The sequence below is a fragment of the Micromonospora sp. WMMD1274 genome, assembly GCF_049179035.1.
Taxonomy (GTDB): Bacteria; Actinomycetota; Actinomycetes; order Mycobacteriales; family Micromonosporaceae; genus Micromonospora; species Micromonospora tulbaghiae.
Genome location: NZ_JBMHMG010000001.1, coordinates 1,235,624 through 1,258,308, shown reverse-complemented (window position 1 = coordinate 1,258,308; position 22,685 = coordinate 1,235,624). Strand labels below are relative to the sequence as shown.

Annotated in this window: 23 protein-coding genes and 1 riboswitch; of the genes, 9 read left to right on the top strand and 14 right to left on the bottom strand. The window is 74.1% G+C overall.

Features of this window, described 5'->3' with window-relative positions; all coding sequences use genetic code 11:
• Positions 1-389: 389 nt before the first annotated feature.
• Both ACN27D_RS05350 and ACN27D_RS05345 read left to right on the top strand, forming a co-directional pair.
• On the top strand, positions 390-749 hold the full coding sequence (locus ACN27D_RS05350) for an STAS domain-containing protein (protein WP_013287849.1): 360 nt from the start codon (positions 390-392) through the stop codon (positions 747-749).
• Between the two features lie 41 nt (positions 750-790).
• Positions 791-1,303: an SRPBCC family protein gene (locus ACN27D_RS05345; RefSeq protein WP_235437368.1), complete on the top strand. Its 513-nt coding sequence runs from the start codon at positions 791-793 to the stop codon at positions 1,301-1,303.
• A 23-nt stretch (positions 1,304-1,326) separates the two neighbouring features.
• On the opposite strand, the gene ACN27D_RS05340 is transcribed toward ACN27D_RS05345, so the two are convergent.
• The 4 genes from ACN27D_RS05340 to ACN27D_RS05325 all read right to left on the bottom strand — a co-directional run bounded on the left by ACN27D_RS05340 (position 1,327) and on the right by ACN27D_RS05325 (position 6,841).
• The gene (locus ACN27D_RS05340; RefSeq protein ID WP_121686659.1) at positions 1,327-2,400 is read right to left on the bottom strand and encodes a coiled-coil domain-containing protein; all 1,074 of its coding nucleotides are present in this window, start codon (positions 2,398-2,400) and stop codon (positions 1,327-1,329) included.
• 4 nt (positions 2,401-2,404) lie between these two features.
• Positions 2,405-2,535, bottom strand: a riboswitch (cyclic di-AMP (ydaO/yuaA leader).
• 143 nt (positions 2,536-2,678) lie between these two features.
• Positions 2,679-3,593, bottom strand: coding sequence for a cation diffusion facilitator family transporter (locus ACN27D_RS05335; RefSeq protein ID WP_421498644.1), 915 nt, complete (start codon positions 3,591-3,593; stop codon positions 2,679-2,681).
• A 91-nt stretch (positions 3,594-3,684) separates the two neighbouring features.
• Entirely contained in the window at positions 3,685-5,802 is a 2,118-nt protein-coding gene (locus ACN27D_RS05330) for a HelD family protein (protein ID WP_421498643.1), read from the bottom strand.
• A 124-nt stretch (positions 5,803-5,926) separates the two neighbouring features.
• Positions 5,927-6,841, bottom strand: a complete 915-nt coding sequence (locus ACN27D_RS05325; RefSeq protein ID WP_421498642.1) for an alpha/beta fold hydrolase — start codon at positions 6,839-6,841, stop codon at positions 5,927-5,929.
• A gap of 148 nt (positions 6,842-6,989) precedes the next feature.
• On the opposite strand from ACN27D_RS05325, the gene ACN27D_RS05320 reads away from it, so the two are divergent.
• A complete protein-coding gene (locus ACN27D_RS05320) occupies positions 6,990-7,619 on the top strand; it encodes a carbonic anhydrase (RefSeq protein WP_421498641.1) in 630 nt (209 codons plus the stop codon).
• 37 nt (positions 7,620-7,656) lie between these two features.
• Here ACN27D_RS05320 and ACN27D_RS05315 read toward each other — a convergent pair whose 3' ends face one another.
• Positions 7,657-7,986, bottom strand: coding sequence for a hypothetical protein (locus ACN27D_RS05315; RefSeq protein WP_013287842.1), 330 nt, complete (start codon positions 7,984-7,986; stop codon positions 7,657-7,659).
• 329 nt (positions 7,987-8,315) lie between these two features.
• Between ACN27D_RS05315 and ACN27D_RS05310 the strand changes: the two genes are divergently transcribed.
• The 3 genes from ACN27D_RS05310 (at position 8,316) to ACN27D_RS05300 (ending at position 10,857) form a co-directional block, all read left to right on the top strand.
• Entirely contained in the window at positions 8,316-8,807 is a 492-nt protein-coding gene (locus tag ACN27D_RS05310; protein WP_013287841.1) for a DUF3145 domain-containing protein, read from the top strand.
• A 33-nt stretch (positions 8,808-8,840) separates the two neighbouring features.
• The gene (locus ACN27D_RS05305; RefSeq protein WP_421498640.1) at positions 8,841-10,565 is read left to right on the top strand and encodes a glycoside hydrolase family 3 protein; all 1,725 of its coding nucleotides are present in this window, start codon (positions 8,841-8,843) and stop codon (positions 10,563-10,565) included.
• 70 nt (positions 10,566-10,635) lie between these two features.
• On the top strand, positions 10,636-10,857 hold the full coding sequence (locus tag ACN27D_RS05300) for a hypothetical protein (protein ID WP_120568618.1): 222 nt from the start codon (positions 10,636-10,638) through the stop codon (positions 10,855-10,857).
• A 54-nt stretch (positions 10,858-10,911) separates the two neighbouring features.
• On the opposite strand, the gene fabF is transcribed toward ACN27D_RS05300, so the two are convergent.
• The 5 genes from fabF to ACN27D_RS05275 form a co-directional block, all read right to left on the bottom strand.
• A complete protein-coding gene (fabF, locus tag ACN27D_RS05295) occupies positions 10,912-12,138 on the bottom strand; it encodes a beta-ketoacyl-ACP synthase II (protein ID WP_121686656.1) in 1,227 nt (408 codons plus the stop codon).
• Positions 12,139-12,140: 2 nt separating this feature from the next.
• Positions 12,141-12,380, bottom strand: a complete 240-nt coding sequence (locus ACN27D_RS05290; RefSeq protein ID WP_007072348.1) for an acyl carrier protein — start codon at positions 12,378-12,380, stop codon at positions 12,141-12,143.
• A gap of 85 nt (positions 12,381-12,465) precedes the next feature.
• Complete coding sequence (locus tag ACN27D_RS05285; RefSeq protein WP_120568620.1) at positions 12,466-13,410, bottom strand: beta-ketoacyl-ACP synthase III; 945 nt, start codon at positions 13,408-13,410, stop codon at positions 12,466-12,468.
• Positions 13,411-14,580 (bottom strand): acyltransferase domain-containing protein, encoded by a 1,170-nt coding sequence (locus ACN27D_RS05280; RefSeq protein WP_358194345.1) that lies wholly within the window; start codon positions 14,578-14,580, stop codon positions 13,411-13,413. It lies immediately after the preceding gene.
• Between the two features lie 97 nt (positions 14,581-14,677).
• Positions 14,678-15,952: a PucR family transcriptional regulator gene (locus ACN27D_RS05275; protein WP_305034171.1), complete on the bottom strand. Its 1,275-nt coding sequence runs from the start codon at positions 15,950-15,952 to the stop codon at positions 14,678-14,680.
• Positions 15,953-16,056: 104 nt separating this feature from the next.
• Here ACN27D_RS05275 and ACN27D_RS05270 point away from each other — a divergent pair, with 104 nt between their 5' ends.
• Entirely contained in the window at positions 16,057-16,386 is a 330-nt protein-coding gene (locus ACN27D_RS05270; protein ID WP_120568622.1) for a hypothetical protein, read from the top strand.
• 18 nt (positions 16,387-16,404) lie between these two features.
• Here the strand turns inward: ACN27D_RS05270 and ACN27D_RS05265 are convergent, their stop codons facing one another.
• Positions 16,405-17,067, bottom strand: a complete 663-nt coding sequence (locus ACN27D_RS05265) for a hypothetical protein (RefSeq protein WP_120568623.1) — start codon at positions 17,065-17,067, stop codon at positions 16,405-16,407.
• A 191-nt stretch (positions 17,068-17,258) separates the two neighbouring features.
• Between ACN27D_RS05265 and ACN27D_RS05260 the strand changes: the two genes are divergently transcribed.
• Positions 17,259-17,861 (top strand): copper resistance CopC family protein, encoded by a 603-nt coding sequence (locus ACN27D_RS05260; RefSeq protein WP_421498639.1) that lies wholly within the window; start codon positions 17,259-17,261, stop codon positions 17,859-17,861.
• Positions 17,862-17,866: 5 nt separating this feature from the next.
• On the opposite strand, the gene gltX is transcribed toward ACN27D_RS05260, so the two are convergent.
• From gltX to ACN27D_RS05245, 3 genes are read right to left on the bottom strand one after another with little or no spacing between them, the layout of a single operon-like run.
• A complete protein-coding gene (gene gltX / locus ACN27D_RS05255; protein ID WP_421498638.1) occupies positions 17,867-19,276 on the bottom strand; it encodes a glutamate--tRNA ligase in 1,410 nt (469 codons plus the stop codon).
• Between the two features lie 49 nt (positions 19,277-19,325).
• Positions 19,326-20,603, bottom strand: a complete 1,278-nt coding sequence (locus tag ACN27D_RS05250) for an MFS transporter (protein WP_358172436.1) — start codon at positions 20,601-20,603, stop codon at positions 19,326-19,328.
• Positions 20,600-21,913 carry a GH1 family beta-glucosidase gene (locus tag ACN27D_RS05245; RefSeq protein WP_421501111.1) on the bottom strand — a complete coding sequence of 438 codons (1,314 nt, stop codon included), beginning with the start codon at positions 21,911-21,913 and terminating at the stop codon, positions 20,600-20,602. The genes ACN27D_RS05250 and ACN27D_RS05245 overlap by 4 nt, the downstream gene beginning before the upstream one ends.
• Before the next feature lie 201 nt (positions 21,914-22,114).
• Between ACN27D_RS05245 and ACN27D_RS05240 the strand changes: the two genes are divergently transcribed.
• Positions 22,115-22,561: an SRPBCC family protein gene (locus tag ACN27D_RS05240; RefSeq protein ID WP_120568628.1), complete on the top strand. Its 447-nt coding sequence runs from the start codon at positions 22,115-22,117 to the stop codon at positions 22,559-22,561.
• Positions 22,562-22,685 lie beyond the last annotated feature (124 nt).

The window sequence follows — 22,685 nt, the reverse complement described above, 5'->3', positions numbered from 1 at the left end:
GCCACTTCGGACTCCGGTGTCCATCCGGCGGGTTCACTGTCTCGGGCAGTGCCCCACCGGCACGCCCGGCAAACCATGCCCGGGTCACGGGCGGCCCGGGCAGCGAACGGGACGAACCACCCGAACGCGCCGGGACCGGTGCCCACGGGACGTGCGTGCGCCCGCTACCCTGGTCGGCGGATCGGCCGGGCCCGCCCGGCCGCAGGGTTGGCCGCGGCCCACCTTGAAGGGGAAACTGGAACCCGGAGGTCCGGATTGGGTACGCCCAGGTGTGCCCAGTTCGCGAATTGCTCATCCCGGGGGGTGGCGACCGGGCCGTCGGAGGAATACGCTCGGTCGCGGCCCGCGTACTGATGAGGCGCCCGTCATGGGCGAGTGGAGGTGCTCGCGTGAGCCTGTCGATCGTGAAGTCGGTGCGGCCGGGTGGTGTCGTCCAGATCGCGCCCCGTGGGGAGATCGACGTCGACACCGCGTACGAGGTGCGGGAAGCGATCGCCGAAGTGCTCGCGAAGGGCCGCCCCTCGCGGATCGAGCTGAACATGCGGCTCGTCACGTTCATCGACTCGGTCGGCATCAGCGCCATGGTCGCGGGCTTCCAGACCTGCGAGGTCAGCGGCGTCAAGCTGGTGGTCACCGAGCCGAGCCGGTTCGTGCACCGGCAGCTCTGGGTGACCGGCCTGCTCGGCCTGTTCGGCGCGCCCGAGCCGTGGTTCGCCGACGACACCCCCGAGGTGCTGCCCGGCGCCTGAGCGCCGTTCACACCCCCTGCTGCCAGGGGACCTTCTACCCGTTGCCAGTCCGGCGTCGGTACGGGACGATCGTCGCGACGCACGACGGCGAGGGGGCCCGCTTGCAGAGCAGCGACAGCTTCAGCTACACCGTGCAGGCCCGGTGCACCCGGGCCGAGGCGGTGGCGCTACTGGGTGACCTGAGTCGCCAGGGCGAGCTGCATCCGCTGATCGTCCGGGTCCGGAAGCTGCCGGCCCGGCCGGGCGCGCTGGCCAGCTACGCGATCACCGACCGGCTGCAACTCGGCCCGCTGCACTTCCCGGTCACGTACCAGGCGGACGTGTTGATCGCCGGCGAGGACGAGGTGGTCACCGTGGCGCGGCAGCAGCCCGCCACGACGGTACGCAACCACACCCGCCTGCGCGACGAGCCCGACGGCACGGTACGCATCGACGTGGAGATCACGCTCACCGCACCGGCACCGCTGTTCGGGTACGCGTTCCGCCAGGCCCGGGCGGCTCACCTGGGCCTGGCGGCGCGTCTCGGAGCGACCCTGGAGGGCCGGCCGGCCTGATCCGGCCGCCCTCCAGGGCGCGCTCAGTACACCGACAGGTGCACGTGGTTGGTGTGGTCGCTGGACGGGTCGCCGTTGCCGCCGCTGTACGACTTCCACCCGCTGCTGGGCAGCCAGATCTGCTTGAACCAGATCACGTAGAGCACGGCGAGCGGGTCGGCGTTGCGCACGAAGTACGCGGCCAGGTTGTTGCCGTACGTCCGGTCGCCGCCGGTGGCCACGCCGCCGAAGCCGCTCTTCTGCGCGGCGAAGTCGCAGGCGCGCCCCTTCGGGTGCTCACCCGAGCCGCTGGGCCGGTGGCAGGAGACGTACCGGGTGAAGCCCGCCGCCTTGGCCTGTTGCAGCGCGTGCAGCGTGCGTGGGGTGATGCAGCCGTTCGCCGGGGTCGGGTCGTTGACGCTGCACGACTCCGACGGCCAGGAGCCGTCCGAGTTGCGCGGCGCGGGCTTCGCGTTCTTGCTGGAGGTGCCCTGGACGCTGCCACCGCCGCTGCTGCTGCGCGAGGCCCGGTCGTTCGCCACCTCGAGGGCACGCTCGGCCTGCTCCTTGCGCTTGCCCATCACCGCCACCTGCTTGCGCTGCTCGCGGATCTCGCCGTCGAGCTCGGTGCGGGTGCGGGTGGCCTCGTCCCGGGTCGCGATCAGGTCGCGCAGCGTACGGTCCTCGTGCGCGGCGACCTGCTCCAGCGCGGCGGCCCGGTCCATGAAGCCCTCCGGGCTGCTGCTGCCGAGCAGCGCCCCGGCGGTGCCCAGGCGGCCGTTGCGGTACGCCACGGCGGCGATCTCGCCGACCTTGGCGTCCCGGACGGCCAGTTCGGCGCCGACCGTCTTGAGTTGTTCGTTGAGTTGCTTCTGCCGGTTCACCGACCGGTTGAGCGCGGCCTTCGCCTCCAGCCAGCCCTTGCTGGCCGCGTCGAGCTGGGCGCGCAGTTCGGGCGTGCCGCCCTCGTCGTCGCCGGGCGCGGCGGCGAGCAGGCCGGTCGCGGGCGCCGCCGAGGCGGGGGAGGCCGGAACGGTCGCGACGCCGAGGGTCAGCGTCGCGACGAGCAGGGCCGCCAACCGGGCGGCCGTCCGTCGTACAGGTGCCACTGGGGGCATTCACACGTCCTTCCGTCAGCGCCGACCGGGTTAGCTGACGGGTTCGGGACGGAAGATCCCTACCGCTGACGCGGATGCACCCCACGTACGTGGTTCCCCGGCTCGTCCCTGCGGACGATTAGGCGACGGCCGCCCCACCGGGGCCGGTGGCGCCCGCGGGTGCGGCCGCGACCGAGACTACCGGCGCTGCCCGGGCACGGCTCCGTGGAGCAGTGCCACTAGGCGGGGCAAAACCGGCATAAGACTACATTAGCCACAGTGATTTAAGTGTGTCCTAATCACCACTCGGTCTGTCCGCACACTCCGGCCGACGCTCCGGGTTCGACCTGCAACGTGGCGTGATCGATGGAGAAGTCCTCGTGCAGGGCGGCCCGCGCGGCGGCCAGCACGCCGGCCGGGTCCACGCCCGGGTCGGTGGTCAGGTGCGCCGAGGCCACCTCCATGCCCGAGGTGAGCGTCCAGACGTGCAGGTCGTGCACCTCGGCCACGCCGGGTACGGCGGCCAGCCGGTCGTGCACGGCGGTCACCTGGAGGTGTTCCGGCGCGGCCTGCACCAGGATGCGCAGCGCGGCCCGGCCGAGCCGCCAGGTGCGCGGCAGGATGAACAGGCCGATCCCGACGGCGACCAGCGGGTCCGCCCACCACCAGTCGGTCACCGCGATGACCAGGGCGGCGGCGATCACGCCGAGCGAGCCGAGCAGGTCGCCGAGCACCTCCAGGTACGCCCCGCGCAGGTTGATGCTCTCCTTCGCCCCGGCGCGCAGCAGCGCGAACGCGACGATGTTGGCGAGCAGGCCGAGCACCGCCACCACCAGCATCGGGCCGGCCAGCACCTCCGGCGGCTCGCCGAAGCGGCGTACCGCCTCGACCAGGACGTAGATGGCGACGGCGCCGAGCAGCACGGCGTTGGCGAGGGCGGCGAGCACCTCCAGCCGGTAGAGCCCGAACGTGCGCTGCGGGTCGGTGCCGGCCCGGCGGGTGGCGGTGATCGCCGCGAGGGCCATGCCGATGCCGAGCACGTCGGTGAACATGTGCCCGGCGTCGGAGAGCAGCGCCAGCGAGCCGGTGGTGAAGGCGGCCACCGCCTCGACCACCATCAGGGCGGCGAGCAGCGCGAACGCGGCCCAGAGGCGGCCCCGGTGGCGGTGTGCCGCGTTGGCCACCGCACCGCTGTGGTCATGACCTGCGCCCACGCCAACACCCTCCCTGCCGCGTACCGGCCCGGCCCAATGTATGTTCACATCGCTATGTATGCAAGTGAACTGTGGGTGGCGGCGGGGCCGGTCACCCCACCGGGTCGAGCGTGGTGAGGCGCTGGGTCGCCCGGGACAGCGCCACGTAGAGCGTGCGGACGCCCGAGCCGGGATCGGCCCGGATCTCACCCGGCGCCACCAGCACCACGCCGTCGTACTCCATGCCCTTGGCCTGAAGGCTGGTGACGACCTGGAGGCGGCCCGCGCCGAGCCCGCCCAGCCAGCCCGCCACCTCGTCCCGGCGCGGCACCGGCGTGATCACGCCGACGGTGCCCTCCACCTGCGCGAGCAGCGCCTCGGCCGCCTCGACGGTGGCCGCCGGCAGGTCGGCGGCGGGCACCGTGCGCTCGACCGGCGCCACACCCGTGGACCGGACCGCGGCGGGCAGCGGCAGGTCCGGGTAGAGGCGGCGGATCTCCGCCGCCGCCACCGCGAAGATCTCCGCCGAGTTGCGGTAGTTGGTGGTCAGCTCGTAGCGGTGCCGCTTGCGCCGGCCCAGCGCCTGGTCACGGGCCCGGTCCAGCTCCTGCGGGTCGCCGGTCCAGGCGGTCTGCGCCGGGTCGCCGACCACGGTCCAGGACGCCAGCCGCCCCCGCCGGCCGACCATCCGCCACTGCATCGGCGAGACGTCCTGCGACTCGTCCACCACCACGTGCGCGTAGTCGCGGTAGTCGTCCGGACGCTCCCGCGCCGCCGCGCGGGCGGCACGCTGCCGGTCGGCGTACGTGCTCAGCTCGCGCACGCCACCGGCGAGCTGGTACGGGTCGCGCTTGGGCCGGGCCCGCTGCACCGGCTTGCCGAGCAGCGCGTCCAGCTCGTCCAGCAGCGCGATGTCGGCCACCGTCAGCCCCTCGGTCGCGAGGCTCCGGTACGCGTCGCCGAGCAACCGGATCTCCGCCGAGGACAGGATCCCCCCGGCGTAGCGGCGCAGCCGGTCCGGGCGGGCCAGCCAGTCCAGCACGTGCCGCGGGTGCAGCCGGGGCCACCACGCCTTGAGGAACTCGCGGAACTCCGGCCGCTCGATGATCTCGTCCTCGAACGCGGGCTGCTCCGGCAACCGGCCCACACGCAGCGTGCGGGCCTGCGCGTAGAGCGCGGCGAGCACCGCGTCGAACGCCGCCCGGCGCACCTCGTTGCGGCGCGCGCCCCGGGCCAGCGTCCGGTCCCGGATCGCGTCCAGCGCGGGGCGCTCCAGGCGCAGCAGCTCGCCCCGGTAGAGCAGGCGCAGCTCGGCGGGGGAGTCCGGCACCGCGTCGCGTACCGCGCGTTCCAGCACCCGGCGCATCCGCAGCGACCCCTTCACCGCCGCCACGTCCGGCGGGTCGGTCCGGGACGCGGACAGGCCGGGGAACAGCGAGCCGAGCGAGTGCAGCGTGGCGGTCTCCTCGCCCAGCGAGGGCAGCACCGAGGCGATGTACTCGACGAACACGCCGGACGGGCCGACCACCAGGATGCCGCCGCCGGCGTACCGGGCCCGGTCGGAGTAGAGCAGGTACGCGGCCCGGTGCAGCGCCACCGCCGTCTTGCCGGTGCCCGGGCCGCCGGAGACGATCGTGACGCCGTTGCCGGGGGAGCGGATCGCCTCGTCCTGCTCGCGCTGGATGGTGGCGACGATGTCCCGCATGCCCCGGCCGGTGGCCCGGGACAGCGTGGCCAGCAGCGCCCCGTCACCGACCACCGCCATGTCCGGCGGCGCGGCCTCCGGGTCCAGCAGGTCGTCCTCGATCCGGGTGACCTTCTCCGAGGCGGACTGGATCGTGCGCCGGCGCACCACGCCGCGCGGCTCGGCGGGCGTGGCCTGGTAGAACGCGGCGGCGGCGGGCGCCCGCCAGTCCACCACCAGCGTCTCCGCGTCCACGCCCCGCACACCGAGGCGGCCGACGTGCAGCACCTGCCCGGTCCGCAGGTCCAGCCGGCCGAACACCAGTCCCTCGTGCTCGGCGTCCAGCACGTGCCGGCGCTGGGCGGCGTGGAAGACCATCGCGTCCCGCTCGACCAGCGCGCCGAAGTTGCCGACCCGGGCCAGCCGGTAGCCCTCCCGCTCGGCCTCGGCCGCGGACCGGCGCAGTTCGGCCAGCCGGGCGTACACCCGGTCGAGGTGGCGCTGCTCGGCGGCGATCTCCCGGTCCAGCGTGGTCTGGTCGGTCAACGCGGATGCTCCTGTGTTCGGAGGGCACGACGGGCTGAATGAGGGTACGGGCCGCCGGCAACCGGCACGCCGGGGCATGCCGCGCACGTGGCGTACGTCGGTGCCGCCCGGAGGTGGGGAACGCTCAGAGGCGGGTCGCGGGGCGGGCCGCCAGCACCCGGTCCAGCACGCCGGAGAGGGCGGCGTTCACCGCGTCGGGGCGCTCCATCATGAGCATGTGCCCGGCGCCCGGGCAGACGGTCAGCTCCGTGGTGGGCAGCGCCGCCGCGATCGACTCGGCGCAGGGCGGCGGGGTGAGCCGGTCCCGGTCCCCGACCAGCGCGGCGGCCGGCAGCCCGCCGAGCGCGGCGAGTGTCTCCAGCCGGTGCTGGGCGCCGATCGAGGCGCGGAAACCGCCGATCGAGCGCAGCGTGGCCCGGGCCACCGCCGAGGTGACCAGCCGGATGTCCGCCGGGTCGCAGCGGTCGCCGAACAGCATCCAGCGGATGCTCGGGCGCAGCGCGCGCAGCAGCGCGTGCGGGGGCCGCCAGCCGCCGCAGCGGGCCAGCACCCCGGCGCCGGTGGTCTCGGCCAGGCGGATCAGCCGGGTGATCCGGGGGGAGAGACCGTACGCGGTGTGCGTGTGCCCCTCGGCGGTGGTGGAGACGAAGACCAGGCCCGCGGTACGCGCGGCGAACCGGTCGGGGTGGCGGTGGGCGTACTCCATCACGGTCATGCCGCCCATCGAGTGCCCGACCAGGACGACCGGACCGGCCGGGACGATCTCGTCGACCACCGCCGCGAGGTCGTCACCGAGCTGGGCGAGGGTGGCGTCGCGCAGCGCCAGGCAGCTCGACCGGCCGTGCCCGCGCGCGTCGTAGGTGACAATCCGGACCCGGCCGCCGAAGCGCTCCCGCAGCTCCGTGACCTGGCGGTGCCAGCTGCGCCCGTCCAGCGTCCAGCCGTGCAGCAGGACGGCGGTGACCTCGGCGTCGACCGGCCCGGTGACGCTGACGTGCAGGCGTACGTCGTCGGGGAGCCGCAGTTCCAGGTCCGGCATCGTCCACCTCCCGGGCCCACCGGTGTGTGTCCACCGGATGACCCGGCGGTGACACCGGCGTTACCCGCCATGAGACCACGGCAACCGGCCCGGAGAGAAGATTCCGGTCCGGCCCCACGGCGTCGGATCGGTGACCAGGCTGGGAGGCATGCCGTCCACCGCCCGCACTCCCCGCGCCGCGCTGGCCGAGCTGCTCGCCGGCAACCGGCGCTTCGTCAGCGGGCAGCCGGTGCACGGGCACGACGTCACCGCCGCCGCGGCGGTGGCCTCCGGCGACCAGCAGCCGTACGCGGTGGTGCTGGGCTGCATCGACTCCCGCGTGCCGTTGGAGGCGATCTTCGACCAGACGTTCGGTTCGATCTGCGTGATCCGCACCGGCGGGCACGTGCTGGACCGGGCCGTGCGGGGCTCGATCGAGTACGTGGTGGAGCAGCTCGGCGTACGCCTGGTGATGGTGCTGGGCCACGAGCGGTGCGGCGCGGTCGGCTCGACGGTCGAGGCGCTGCGCACCGGGCGCCACCCCGGCGGGGACCTGGCGTACGTGGTGGACCGGATCGCCCCGGCGGTCACCGACGTCGGGGTGGACGACCCGGACGCGCACCCGCTGGCGATCCGCCGCCACGTCCGGCGCACCGTGGCCGCGTTGCGCGCCGACGACCGCCTGGCCGGGCCGGTGGAGGCCGGCGAGCTGGCGGTGGAGGGCGCGCTCTACGACCTGGCCACGGGCGAGGTCACGCTGCTGCCGCGGGAGGAGACGCGAAACCGCCCGCCGGGGTGATCCCGGCGGGCGGTCGCGGTGGTGCGGGTGAGGGTGCTCAGCCCTCGAAGACGCCGGCCTCGACCAGGCGCTTCTCGGTGGCGTCCCAGCCGTGGTCCGGGTAGGACGCGGCCAGGCCGTTGATCTCGGCGCGGATCTTGGCGGCGTGGCCGGCGGCGGCCAGCACCCGGATCTCCTCGACGAAGGCGTCGGAGTCGGTGCGCAGGTGCGCGGTCTTGCCGTTGGTCAGGTTGCGCACGTAGGCGTGCTTGCCGCCGTTGAGCGGGATCAGGTACTTGAACTCGCCCAGCACGCTGAGGGCGCCACCCTGGCCAGCCTGGCCGGCCCGGACGGACGCGCGCGCGGTCTTAGAGGTGTTGCTCGCCACGGAGGTACTCCTTGCAGACGTACGGTGGGGACGGAAGGCCGTCCGGGGGCTGTGCGAGTGACGCCCGGGTGGGCGCCGGCCCGCGAAGATGTACGGCGGCACAGAGAACCGCCCAGAGAACTGTACACGACCACGACACCTGGCTGGTCGTCGCGGCGTCGGAGGGCATAACCGGGTCCACCACCCGGGTATTTCCCGCCCCGGCGGACCGGCGAATTTTCCGATTCGCTGGCGCACCACCAGTCACACGGGTCATCATGTGTGCCAGGTACCACTCGGTACGACGAGGTCGTAGGGGAAGACGCACCTCGGCTCACCGGGAGGTCACCGTGCCAACGCGTGGCGTCGTATACGTCCACTCGACCCCGCTCGCCGTGTGCTCGCACGTCGAGTGGGCGATCGCGCGCGTCCTCGCCGCGCCGGTCAACCTGCACTGGACGGCGCAGCCCGCCGATCCGGGCGCCCGTCGCGCCGAGTGCGGCTGGACCGGCAGCCCGGGGACCGGCGCGGAGCTGGCCGCTGCCCTCCGGCAGTGGCCCATGATCCGTTTCGAGGTCACCGAGGAACCCAGTCCCGGCGTCGACGGCGAGCGCTTCATGTACGTACCGGGCCGCGGCCTGTTCCGCGCCGCGGTCGGCGCGGCCGGCGACATCCAGCTCGGCGAGGACCGGCTCCGCAGCCTGATGGCCGCCGCACGCAGCCCGGAGGCACTGGCCCACGCCCTGGACAAGGCGCTCGGCACCGCCTGGGACGCCGAGCTGGAGCCCTACCGGTACGCCGGAGACGGCGCGCCGGTGACGCTGCTCACCCGGGTCGGGTGACGGGGGCCGAGTTGCCCCGATACGGTGGGCCGCGTGTCGATTTCCCCGCGGCGCTCCGCCGTCGCGCTCGCCGCACTGACCGCGCTGCTCGTCTCCGGGTGCTCGGACGGGCCGGACCGGCCCCGGCCTGCGCCGACGAGCCCGGCGCCGCCGTCGGCCGCGCCCGCGCCGAGTGAGTCGCCGGCCGCCGATCCGGCCGCCCGGGCGGCCGCGCTCGTCGGCACGCTGAGCGACGATGACCTGGTCGGGCAGGTGCTGATGCCGTACGCGTACGGCAGCTCGGCCACCGAGGTCTCGGCCGGGTCGGCGGCCGGGAACCGGGCGCTCGCCGGGGTCGACACCCCCGCCGAGATGGTGGCGAAGTACCGGCTCGGCGGCGTGATCCTGGTCGGATTCAGCGCCGACGACCCCACCTCGGGCAACCAGGCCACCACGAACGTGGACAACCCGAAGCAGGTCCGCGCGCTCACCGACGGGCTGCGCGCCGCCGCCGGCAAGCTGCCCGCCGGCGTCGCGCCCTTCCTGATCGGCACCGACCAGGAGTACGGCGTGGTCACCCGGATCACCGACGGGGTGACGCTGCTGCCCAGCCCGCTCGCCGCCGGCGCCGCCGGGAACCCGGCGCTGACCGAGGCCGCCTGGCGGGCCGCCGGGGCCGAGCTGGCCGCGATGGGCATCAACCTCGACTTCGCCCCGGTCGCCGACGTGCTGGCGGCCCGCAGCACAGTGATCGGCTCCCGGTCCTTCGGCGCCGACCCGGCGACCGCGTCCCCGCAGGTGGCCGGCGCGGTACGCGGCCTTCAGGCGGAGGGCGTCGGCGCCGCGGTCAAGCACTTCCCCGGGCACGGCCTGAGCGCCGAGGACTCGCACACCGAACTGCCGGTGATCAAGCAGTCCCGCGCCGAACTGGACCGCCTCGCGTTCCCGCCGTTCCGGGCCGGGATCGGGGCCGGGGCCATGGCGGTGATGTCGGCCCACCTGGACGTCAAGGCCGTCGACCCGGGCACCCCCGCGACGTTCTCCCGCAAGCTGCTCACCGACGTGCTGCGCGGCCAGATGGGCTTTCAGGGCGTGGTGATCACCGACGGGATGAACATGGCCCCGGCGAAGAAGTGGTCGCCGGGCGAGGCCGCGGTGCGCGCGCTCAACGCCGGCAACGACCTCATCCTGATGACCCCGAACGTCAAGCAGGCGTACGACGGGCTGCGCGCCGCGCTCAAGGACGGCTCGCTGCCCCGCGCCCGCCTGGTCGAGGCGGTCACCCGGGTGCTGACCATGAAGTTCCGGCTGGCCGGGCGGGACGCGCCCGCGCTGTCCACGCTCGACGGCGCCGCACACCGCAAGGCCGCCGACGACCTGGCCACCGCCGCCGTGACGGTGCTGCGCGGCAAGTGCGGCGGCGCGGTGAGCGGACCGGTGAGCGTCACCTCCTCCGGCGGCCGGGAGCGCACCCGCAAGCTGTTGACCGAGGCGCTCACCAAGGCCGGGGTCAAGGTGGTGCCCTCCGGCGGGACTGTGGTGCACCTGGTCGGGTACGGCGACGGCGCGAAGGACCTGCGCGCCGACGCCGCCGTGACGGTGGCCATGGACACGCCGTACGTGCTGTCCGGGGCGAAGTCCCCGACGCTGATGGCGACCTACTCGTCCACCCGCGCGTCGATGACCGGGCTCGCGGCGGTGCTCGCCGGCAAGGCCCGCCCGGCCGGACGCTCCCCGGTGCCGGTCTCCGGCCTGCCGGCCACCACCTGCCGCACCTGACCCGGCCGCTCGCCCGGCCGCGCCGAAACCCGGGTGCGTCCGGGCGGTCCCGGCTGGCAGGGTGGCGCGCATGGGAGAGGCAGCACAGGGTTTCCGCTACGTCGAGCGCGCCGACGGCACGGTGGTCGTCACGCATCACGGCCGGGTCGCCGCCACGTTGCGCGGCGGCCGGGCCGCGCAGTTCCTCGCCGAGGTCGAGGACGACCCGCAGCTGGCCATGGCCCGGTGGACCGGCAACTACCGGCGGGGCAACGAGCGGACCGCCCGGCAGCACCCCCGCAACCGCGGCTGAGACGCGCGGAAGGGCCCCTTCTCCGTTCGAGAAGGGGCCCTTCCGCGCGTCCGCTCAGGGGCGGGTGAAGACCAGCGCCACGTTGTGCCCGCCGAAGCCGAACGCGTTGTTCAGCGCCGCCGGGATCTCCATGTGACGCGCCTTGTGCGCGGCCACGTCCAGGGTCAGGCCCTCGTCCGGGTCGTCCAGGTTGATCGTCGGCGGGATCACGCCGTCCCGGATGGCCAGGATGGTGGCGATCGACTCCAGCGCGCCGGCCGCGCCGAGCAGGTGCCCGGTCATCGACTTCGTGGCGGTGAGCACCGGGTGGTCGCCGACCGCCTGACGCAGCGCGCCGATCTCCAGCATGTCCCCGACCGGGGTGGAGGTGGCGTGCGCGTTGACGTGCACGATGTCGGTACGGGCCACGTCCGCGTCGGCGACCGCCCGGGCGATGGCGCGGATGGCGCCCTCACCCTCGGCGTGCGGCTGCACGATGTCGTACGCGTCCGAGGTGATGCCCGCGCCGGCCAGGCGCGCGTACACCCGGGCGCCCCGGGCTGCGGCGTGGTCGGCGCGCTCCAGGATCACCACGCCCGCGCCCTCACCGAGCACGAAGCCGTCGCGGCCGGAGTCCCACGGCCGGGAGGCCCGCTCCGGCTCGTCGTTGCGGGTCGACATGGCCCGCATCGAGCTGAAGCCGGCGATGGGCAGCGGGTGGATGACCGCCTCGGTGCCGCCGGCCACCACCACGTCGGCCCGGCCGGCGCGGATGATGTCCAGTCCCAGCGCGATCGCCTCCGCGCCGGTCGCGCAGGCGCTGGCCACAGTGTGCACGCCGGCCTTGGCGCCCAGCTCCAGGCCGACCCAGGCGGCCGGGCCGTTCGGCATCAGCATCGGGATGGTGTGCGGGGAGACCCGCCGCGGTCCGGAGGCCTCCAGGATGTCGTCCTGGGCGAGCAGGGTGGTGGCGCCGCCGATGCCCGAGCCGACGCTGACCGCCAGCCGCTCCGGGTCCGGCCCGGCCTCGTCCAGACCGGCGTCGGCCCACGCCTGCTTGGCGGCGATGATGGCGATCGCCTCCGAGCGGTCCAGCCGGCGCAGCTTCACCCGGTCCAGCACCTCGGACGGGTCGACCGCCAGCTCGGCGGCGATCCGGACGGGCAGTTGCGCGGCCCACTCCTGGGTGAGCGCACTCACCCCGGAGCGGCCGGCGAGCATGGCGTCCCAGGTCGACGCGACGTCCCCGCCGAGCGGGGTCGTCGCGCCGAGCCCGGTGACGACGACGTCGGGACGACTCATGATCAGGACTGCGCCTCGATGTAGCTGACCGCGTCCCCGACGGTCTTGAGGTTCTGCACCTCGTTGTCCGGGATCTTGACGCCGAACTTCTCCTCGGCCGCCACCACGACCTCGACCATGGAGAGCGAGTCGACGTCGAGGTCGTCGGTGAAGGACTTCCCCTCGGCCACGTCGTCCGGGTTCACCCCGGCAACCTCTTCGAGGATCTCGGCGAGGCCGGCGGTGATCTCGTCACGGGTCATTGCGGTTGGTTCCTCTCATCGGGGGGGTCACGTGTCACCGGCGTCGCCGGTCACACACCTCGGCGCGTTCGCGCCCGAGGGGGTCTCAGGGGCAGCGCACGACCTGACCGGCGTAGGTCAGGCCGCCGCCGAAGCCGAACAGCAGCACCGGGGCGCCCGAGGGCACCTCGCGCCGCTCGACCAGCTTCGACAGGGCCAGCGGGATGCTCGCCGCCGACGTGTTGCCGGACTCGACGATGTCCTTGGCGATGATCGCGTCCGGGATGTTCAGCCGCTTGGCGATGCCGTCGATGATCCGGGCGTTGGCCTGGTGCGGCACGAACGCGGCCAGCTCCGACGGGTCCACCCCGGCGCGCTCGCAGGCCTGCAGCGCGAGCGGGGCGATCGCGGTGGTGGCCCACCGGAACACCGACTGCCCCTCCTGCGTGATGTACGGCTGCCAGCCCTCGATCCGGACCGCGTCGCTCTTCTCCGGCGCGGAACCCCAGACCACCGGCCCGATTCCGGCCGGCTCGTCGTCGGCGGTCGCGGTGACCACCGCGGCCCCGGCGCCGTCGGCGAAGATGATGCAGGTCGAGCGGTCGGTCCAGTCGGTGAAGTCGGAGAGCTTCTCCGCGCCGACGACGATCGCGTTGCGCGCCGCGCCGGCCCGGATCGCGTGGTCCACGGTGCCCAGCGCGTACGCGAAACCGGAGCAGGCGGTGTTGAGGTCGAAGGCCCCGGGCGCGTTGATGCCCAGCTTGGCCGCGACCCGGCAGGCCACGTTGGGGCTGCGGTCCACCGACGAGCAGGTGGCCACCACGACCAGGTCGATGTCGGCGGCGGTGAGGCCGGAGTTGGCGAGCGCCTTGCCGGCGGCGGCGGTGGCCATGTCGGCCACCGTCTCGTCGCCCGCGATCCGCCGGGTGACGATGCCGACCCGGTCCCGGATCCACTCGTCGTTCGTGTCGACCATCTGTGCGATCTCGTCGTTCGTGACGACGCGGGAGGGCTGGTAGTGCCCCATCGCGACGATCCGGCTGCCGGCCATTTAGTGCGTTCCTCCGATGCGGACGAGGGGCTGGCCCGGTGCGACCGGGTCGTCGTGGTGTGCGAGCCACTCGACGAGCGGCCCGTTGTCGTGCGCGGTCACCTCGACCGGCCCCCGGCCGGTGGCGACGTGGCCGAGGACCTGTCCGGCGCGTACCTCGGCACCCTCGGCCGGTCCGGCCGAGCGGTCGAGGCGGCCCGCGGCGGGGGAGACGACCACCCGGAACGACGGCGCGGCCGGGCGGGCGGCGGGACCGCCGTGCCGGGCGATCAGGCGGCGCGCGGCCGGCAGGTCGGCCGGGGTGTTCAGGGTGACGATCTCGGGTGCGCCCTCGCCCTTGAGCTCCCGCTTCACCAGCCCGGCGAGGGTGCCGGCCGGCGGCAGCTCGATCACGCCGGTGACGCCGAGGTCGGCCAGCGTTCGCATGCACAGGTCCCAGCGGACCGGCGCGGTCACCTGCCGGACCAGCCGCCGCACCGTCTCCGGGCCGTGCCCGGCCGGCGTGCCGTCGAGGTTGGACAGCAGGATCCGGGCCGGAGCGGAGGCCGGGACACCGGCGGCCACCGCGGCGAGGGCGGTCTCGGCGGGCGCCATGTACGGCGTGTGGAACGCGCCCGCCACCTGGAGCCGGATGACCCGGGTCCGGGCCGGCGGCTCGGCGGCCAGCTTGTCCAGCGCGTCGACCGCGCCGGCGGCCACGATCTGACCGGCCCCGTTGCGGTTGGCCGGGTGCAGCCCGTGCGCCGTGAGCGCGGCGATCACCTCGTCCGGGTCACCGCCGAGCACGGCGGCCATCCCGGTCGGCTCCAGCGCGCAGGCGGCGGCCATCTCCCGCCCGCGTACGCCGGCGAGCGTCACGGCGGACTCGGCCGGCAGCACCCCGGCCAGCGCGGCGGCGCCCAGCTCACCGACGCTGTGCCCGGCGACCAGCCCGACGTCGTGCATGGGCAGGTGCTCGGCGGCGAGCAGCGCGGCGGCGACCAGCAGCGGCTGGGTACGGGCGGTGTCCTTGATCTCGTCCGCGTCCGCCCGGGTGCCCAGGTGGATCAGGTCCACCCCGGCCAGCGCCGACCACCAGCGCAGACGCGCCTCGGCGCCGGGGAGGTCGAGCCACGGCGCGAGGAAGCCGGGCTTCTGGGAACCCTGTCCGGGAGAGAGTACGGCGAGCACGTGTACGACTCTGACGGATACCGGCGTGCCGCGCTGTAACGTACGGCACCAAACCGCACTAGAACCTTTAGAGGAAACCTACAAAGATCGTCGTCGGTCATCGCCGGTCGGAGGCCGTCGGGACCACCGGGTCGAGGCGTCCCACCGTCAGCGCGACCTGCAACGCGAACGCGTCGCGCGGGGCCAGCGGCGAGAAGCCGGTCACCTCGGCGATCCGCTTCAGCCGGTAGCGCACGGTGTTCGGGTGCACGAACAGCGCCCGCGCCGCGCTCTCCAGCGTGCCGCCGGCGGCGAAGAACGCGTCGAGCGTCTCCAGCAGTTCTCCGCCGGAGCGGGCCAGTGCCGCGTACACGTCGTGGCGCAACCGGCGGCGGGCCTCGGTGTCGCCGGCCAGCGCGCGTTCCGGGAGCAGCTCGTCGGCGGCGACCGGGCACGGCGCGGTCGGCCAGGCGGGCGCGGCCCGGAACCCGGCCAGCGCCGCCCGCGCCGACTCGGTGGCCTCGTCCAGGCTGGGCACCGCGGGGCCGACCACCACCGGTCCCTCGCCGAAGGCGGTACGCAGCTTCTCCGTGGCCGCCACCGGATCGGCCGCCCCGCCCAGCACGATGACCAGGCGGTCGCCGTGCACGCCGCCGATCACCTCGACGCCGATGCGCCGGGCCTGCCGGTAGACGGTGTGCAGCACGGCGGCCACCTCGCCGCCGGGGGAGCGGCCCACCGCCACCGCCACCGGCGGCGCGTCCGTCCAGCCCAGCGCGGCGGCCCGGCTGGCCAGCACGTCCGGGGAGTCGCCCCGCAGCAGCGCGTCGACCAGCAGCGCCTGCAACCGGGCGTCCCAGGAGCCGCGGCTCTCGGCGGCCCGGGCGTAGACCCGCGCCGCGGCGAACGCGATCTCCCGGGAGAAGCGCAGCACCGCCTCGCGCAGCGACTGCTCCTCGCCCGGCACGGCCAGCTCCGACACCTGCTCCTCGACCACGTCGATGGTCACCTTGATCAGCGCCACCGTCTGCTGGAGGCTGATCGAGCGGGCCAGCGCCTGGGGCGCGGCGGCGAAGACCTCGTCCGAGACCTCCTGGGTGCGGTCGGTCGCGCCGCCGCCCTGGCGCAGCCACTGCACCAGCGAGCGCACGCCGGCCTGGGCGACGAGCATGACCCAGGAGCGCTGGTCGGCGGGCAGCTCACGGAACCACGGCAGCGTCTCGTCCATCCGGGCCACGCTGGCGGTGGCCAGCCCGCCCGCCGCCCGTTCGATGCGGCGCAGCGTCGCCGACGTCTCCGTTCCGCCCGGTTCGCTCACCGCACCAGCCTGACACGGCGTGACCAGCGGATCCACTTCGAGGTGACGCGGTCGCCGCCGCGCGACGATCTCCACCGGTACGCGCTGACGATCTTGTTCGGGCGGGCCAGTACGGTGTCAGGGCACGCCGGGCCAGACTCCGGCCGGGCGGGCGAGGGCGACGCGTGAGGGGGGCCGGGATGGCGCAGGGGGAGGCCGAGCACGGGTGCGCCCAGGGTGAGGCCTGCCGGCGCGGCCACGACCAGCCGGCGACTGCTACACACCCGCGCCGGCCGTGCCTGAACCAGCAGGGCGAGCAGCCGGCCGGCCGGGCGCCGGAGCGCGCCGAGGACGAGCCGGGTGTGCCCCGGCAGCGGGCGGCGGAGCCGGCGCACCCGGCCGACGAGGAACCGGTCGACCGGAGTTGCCGAAGCGGTCTGGCGGGCTGGGCGGGCGCCCACCGTCACGGCGCGGTACGCCCGCGCAACCGCACCGTCCGCCGGGAGCGCCCGCCGCGCCGCTGGTGCTGACGCGCCGCCCGATACGGCTCAGCGGGTGCGGCGGCGGACCAGCAGCGCGATGCCGGCCAGCCCGGCGGTGATGACCAGCACGATGCCCACGTTGAGCAGCAGCAGCCGCTGGAGTTCGCCGAGCGCGGTGTCGATGTTCTGCACCGGGTCGAGCGCCTCCTCCGGAAGCACCCGCTCGCCGCCGCCGATGCCGCCGGCGAGCGTGTCGAACTGGGCCGGCATCGGCACGCCGACCGAGCGCAGCGTCTCGGGCATGTTGAGCCGCCCGAAGAACCAGCCGGCCCGGGTGCTGCTCAGGTCCGGCTGCTTGCCCGGCCGGTAGATCCGGGGACCGCCCTTGGCCAGCGGGAACAGGTCGTAGGTGCGCTGCGGACCGGCGGCGGCGAGCACCACCACCGTGTACTTCGGACCGAGATCCTTCGCGGCCGGGCCGCGCAGCTGGCCGGTCGTGCCCAGCCACCTGACCTGGTCGATCACCAGGTTGACCTCGTTGGGGCTGGTGTCGGTGCGCAGCTTCAGCGGCGCGTCCAGCCGCTCACCGCTGATGTCGACGCCGGTCGGTGCCGGCTTCGGCTTGGGCGCCGCCTGGGCCGCCGCCGTGCCGGTCAGGGCCAGCGCGCACGCCAGGGCCGCCACGCCCCCGGTCACGGCGACCAGCAGCCGTCTCACCCTTCGGATCATCGCCGCCTCCTCGCCCCGTTCGATGGCTGGCTTCCGCTGCAGGTCACACTGGACCGGTGTCCACCACAAGACTCCGCAGAACGGCGCTCGGTTGCAGCTGGTGGAAGAGTATTTGGAACTATCTGCGAGCTGAGACCGACCAATGAACGGTCGATGATCATCGGCCGGATCCTACCCGGACGGAGGGAACCATGGGGGGCAGGGTCGCCCGTGTGGCGCGTACCTGGGCGGTGGTGCTCGGGGTGGTCGCGGCGTCCGCGCTGCTGCCGGCCGCGCCGGCCGCCGCGCACAACTCGCTGACCGGCAGCGATCCGCGCGACGGGGCCCGGCTGGCCGCCGTACCGGAGCGGATCGAGCTGCGGTTCCTCGCCACGCCGAAGGAGGCCACCACCGAGGTCACCGTCACCGGCCCGGACAACGTGGCCGCGGCCGGCGGCGCGCCTACCTTCGCCGGCAAGCGCGTGACGGTGCCGTTCCGGCCGGGCGCGGCCGGCCTCTACATCGTGACCTACCGGCTGGCCTCCGACGACGGCCATCCGGTCAAGGGGGAGATCCGGTTCACGCTGACCACCGGCACCCCGGCCGAGTCGCCGTCGGCGACGGTGCCGCCCACCAGCGCCGCACCGACCGCCGCGCCCACCAGCGCCGCGCCGTCCCCGGCGAGCCCGACACCGGCCGCCGCCGAGGCGGACGACGACGGGGGTACGGGCTGGCTGTGGGCGGCCGGAGCTGTGGTGGTGCTCGCCGCGCTGGGCGGCGGGCTGCTGCTACGCCGCCGCGCCGCCCGGCGCTGAGCGGCTCAGACCAGGCGTACGCGGGCGGCGCGCAGCCGGGTCAGCGTACGGTCGCGGCCGAGCACCTCCAGCGACTCGAACAGCGGCAGGCCGACGGTGCGCCCGGTGACCGCGACGCGTACCGGCGCCTGCGCCTTGCCCAGCTTCAGCCCGCGCTCCGCGCCGACCGCCTCCAGCGTGGCCTTGAGCGACTCGGCGTCCCAGGACTCCAGCGCCTCGAACGCGACGATCGCGGCGTCCAGCAGGTCGGCGGCGCCCTCCTTCATCGCCTTCGCCCAGGCCGCCTCGTCGATCAGCGGGTCGGCCAGGAACAGGAAGTCGACGTTCGGCACGATCTCGCTGAGCACCGCGATCCGGGTCTGCGCCAGCGGGGCCACCGCCGCGAACGCGGCCGGGTCGAACTCGTCGGGCTGCCACGGCGGCGGGGCGATGGTTCCGGTGCCGGTGAGCCACGGCCGGCACGCCTCGACGAAGTCCGCCACCGGCAGCGCCCGGATGTAGTCGCCGTTGAACGCGCGCAGCTTCTTCTCGTCGAAGAACGCCGGGGACGGGTTGACCTCGTCCAGCCGGAACTCCTCCTCGATCACCGACCAGGGCACGATCTCCCGGTCGCCCGACGGAGCCCAGCCCAGCAGCATCAGGTAGTTGCGCATCGCGTCGGCGAGGTAGCCCTCGTCCCGGTACGCCTCCAGCGCGACCTTGTCCCGCCGCTTGGACAGCTTCTGCCGCTTCTCGTTCACCACCACCGGCACGTGCGCCCAGACCGGCGGCTTGACGCCCAGTGCGTCCCACAGCAGCTGCTGCTTCGGGGTGTTCGGCAGGTGCTCCTCGGCGCGGATCACGTGGGTGATCCCCATCGACATGTCGTCGACCACGTTCGCCAGCAGGAACACCGGGGAGCCGTCACCGCGGGCGATGACGAAGTCCTCGATCAGCTTGTTCTCGAACGTCGGCTCGCCGCGCACCAGGTCGACCACCACGGTCTCGCCCTCGTCCGGCGTACGGAAGCGCAGTGCGCGGCCCTCACCCGGCTCCAGGCCGCGGTCCCGGCAGAAGCCGTCGTAGCCGCGCTGCTGCGGGCCGGTACGCGCCTGCACGTCCTCGCGGGTGCAGTCGCAGTAGTAGGCCCGGCCGCCCTCGTACAGCCGCTGCGCGGCGGCCCGGTGCTCGCCCGCGTACGAGGACTGGAAGTACGGGCCCTCGTAGCTGCCCCGGACGATGCCGATCCAGTCGAGCGCGGAGAGGATGCCCTCGGTCCACTCGGGCCGGTTACGTGCCGCGTCGGTGTCCTCGATGCGCAGCACGAACACCCCGCCCTGCTGCTTGGCGAAGATCCAGTTCTGCAGCGCCGAGCGGGCGCCGCCGACGTGGAACATACCGGTCGGGGAAGGGGCGAAGCGTACACGTACCGTCACGCCCCCCAGCCTACGGCGGACCGCGACGGGTTTCCGGCAGGGGGCCGGGTCAGGGCACCGACTTGATCTTCACGACCAGGGCGCTGCCGAGCAGGGTGACCGCCGCGGTGACCGCGTACAGCGTCGGGTAGCCGCCGAGGTGCACGACGATCGGCGCGGACAGCGCCGGCCCGAGCACCTGCGGCGCCGAGTTGGCGATGTTGATCACGCCGAGGTCCTTGGCCCGGTCGGTGGCCGCGGGCAGCACCTGGGTGATCAGCGCGGCGTCCACCGACAGGTAGACGCCGTACCCGGCGCCGAGCAGCAGCGCCGCGACGATCGCCATGGGCCAGGTCGGCGCCACCGCGAGCAGCACCGCCGCCACCGCCATGATCAGCCCGGAGGCGATCACGAAGACCTTGCGCCGGCCGGAGCGGTCGGACATCCGTCCGGCCACCACGGCGGTGAGCATCATGCCGACCGTGTAGAGCAGGATCAGCACCAGCAGGGAGCCCTCGGGGTCGGCCACCCGCACCCCGTCGGTGAGGAAGTAGAGCAGATAGAGCGTGCCCAGCGCGTTGCCGGTCTGCACCAGGAACCGGGTGAACCAGGCCCAGGCGAAGTCGGGGTGGCGGCGCGGGCTGATCCACATCGAGGCGAACAGCGAGCGCAGCCGCAGTGGGGAGCGGTGCTCCCGGGGCAGGTGGTCGTCCTGGGTCAGCAGCGCGAACGGCAGCGACAGCAACAGCACGGCGAGCGCGATCGCGGCGTAGCCGGCGGCGTTGCCGGTGACCACGGCGGTGACCAGCACCGCGCCGAGCACAAGGCCCAGCGCCTGCGGGATGCCCACCCAGCCGGACACGCCGCCGCGCTGCGCCACCGGCACCCGGTCCGGGATGGCGGCGGTGAGGCTGGCGAGCATCGCGTTGAAGCAGACCTGCGCGGCCACCCAGGCCACCGCCACCCCGGCGATGGTGTTCTGCCGGGCCAGCAGCACCAGGGCGAGCGCGCCGACCACCGCACCGAGCGCGGTCCACACGTGCCGGCGGCCGAAGTGCCGGTTGGCCAGCCGCAGCGAGGTGCGGTCGGACAGTGCCCCGGCGAGCGGGTTCGCCAGCACCGCGGCGAGCGCGCCGATGCCGGTGACCACCGCCAGCATGGCCTCCTTGTCGGCCGGGGCGATCCGTTCCACCTGCTGCGGCAGCAGCACCTGGATCGGGGTGAAGAACGCCATCCAGACGCCCAGGTTGGCCGCGAAGATCAGCGCGATCCAGCCGCGCCGCACCGGGACGGTCGGCTCGGCCAGCGCCGCCGGCAGCGAGGCCGGCGTCGGGTTCATCGTGGTCATCGCCGGACCAGATCCCGGAACCATGTGTACGACGACTTCGGCGTGCGCTGCTGCGTGTCGAAGTCGACGTGCACCAGGCCGAACCGCTTGGTGAAGCCCTCGGCCCACTCCCAGTTGTCCAGCAGCGACCAGACGAAGTACCCGGTGACCGGCACGCCATCGACCATCGCCTGGTGCACCGCGCGGATGTGCCCGTCCAGGTACGCGATCCGCTCCGGGTCGTGCACCCGGCCGGCGGCGTCCGGCGCGTCGTCGTACGCGCAGCCGCTCTCGGTGACCTGGATCGGCGGCAGCGCGCCGCCGTACCGCTCGTGCAGCTGGAGCAGCAGTTCCCGCAGCCCGTCCGGGGCCACCGGCCAGTCGAACGCGGTGCGCGGGTAGCCGTCCAGCGGCACGATCTCGAACGGCAGCGGCGAGTCCGCCTCCGGCGCCCGGATGCCCGTCGGGTTGTAGTAGTTGACGCCGAGGACGTCGATCGGCGCGGCGATGACGTCCAGGTCGCCGTCGCGCACCACGCCCGGTTCGGGACCGAGCGCGTCCGGGTAGCCGCGTCCGAGCAGCGGCTCGGTGAACAGCCGGTTGTGCAGCGCGTCGTACGCCGCGGCGGCGGCCCGGTCCGCGTCGGTTTCGCCGGCCAGGCGCACCGGGGAGTAGTTGTTGGCGATCGCCACCGGGGACGTGGTGCGGGCGCGCAGCGCGGCGACCGCGAGGCCGTGCCCGAGGAGCTGGTGGTGGGCCACCGGAAAGGCGTCGAACAGCAGCGTGCGGGCGGGGGCGTGCTCGCCCGTGCCGTGGCCGAGGCTCATGTGGATGAACGGCTCGTTGAGCGTGATCCAGAGCTTCACCCGGTCGCCGAGGCGGGCCGCGGTCAGGTCGGCGTACTCGGCGAAGCGGGCGGCGGTGTCCCGGTTCAGCCAGCCGCCGGCGTCCTCCAGCGCCTGCGGCAGGTCCCAATGGAACAGCGTGGCGACCGGGTCCACGCCGGCGTCGAGCAGGCCGTCCACCAGCCGGTCGTAGAAGTCCAGCCCGGCGGCGTTGGCCGGGCCGGTTCCGGCCGGCTGGATCCGGGGCCAGGCGATCGAGAACCGGTACGCGGACACCCCCAGCCCGGCCAGCAGGGCGGTGTCCTCGGCGTACCTGTGGTAGTGGTCGCACGCATGGTCGCCGGTGCTGCCGTCGGCGATCCGGCCCGGGTCGTGGGCGAACGTGTCCCAGATGGACGGGCCGCGGCCGTCGACTGTGGTCGCACCCTCGATCTGGTACGCGGAGGTGGAGACCCCCCAGCGGAAGCCGGCGGGGAACTCGGGCATCGGCGCGGTCGTCAAGTCACCCTCCAGAACGTGAAGCGTGCTCGCGACTCTAGGGCTCCGCGGACCGCTGCGCCATAGGCCGAGATGACTGGGTAGCGCAAGGCGGTTCGGCGTGTCTTTTCCGAACCCGTCCGCTTAAGTCCGATTTACACATAGAGTGCCGAATATCGCGGATGTGATTTAAGTGGGGGAAAGATACTCATGATCCTCGTGGAACGAAGTGCGCACGTGGCGGCGCCGGTAGATGTGGTTTGGGATGTCGTGCAGCGCGCCGAGCAACTGCCGGCCTGGCTGGCGGGAGTCCGCGCGGCCGAGGTCCTGTCCGGGGAGGGATTCGGGCGGCGGCAACTCGTCCAGGCTGGACGCGGCGCCGCGCACGAGGCCGAGGTGATCGCCTTCCAGGAGCCGACCCTGATCGGCTGGCGCGAACGCGCGAAGGGCGCCGGCGCCCGCGCCGAGGCACGCACCGAGATCTACGTCCAGCTGACCCCGGACGAGGAGGACGGCGGCACCGTCGTACGCCTGATCGTCGTGCGGTGGCCCGCCGGACCCGTCAAGGCGGCCCTGCTCCGGCTCGGCCTGCGCCGGGTCGGCGCCGACCTGGAGGACTCGCTGGCCCGGCTGACCGACCTGGCCGCCGTCGGCTGACCGAGCCCGTCCCGGCGTCGCCCGCGATGGTGACGGCCCGGCGTTCCCGCCAGGGACGCCGGGCCGTCGTCGCATCGGGGGACGAGAAGGGCCCGGCGCGCCTGGCGCCGGGCCCTTCTCGCGT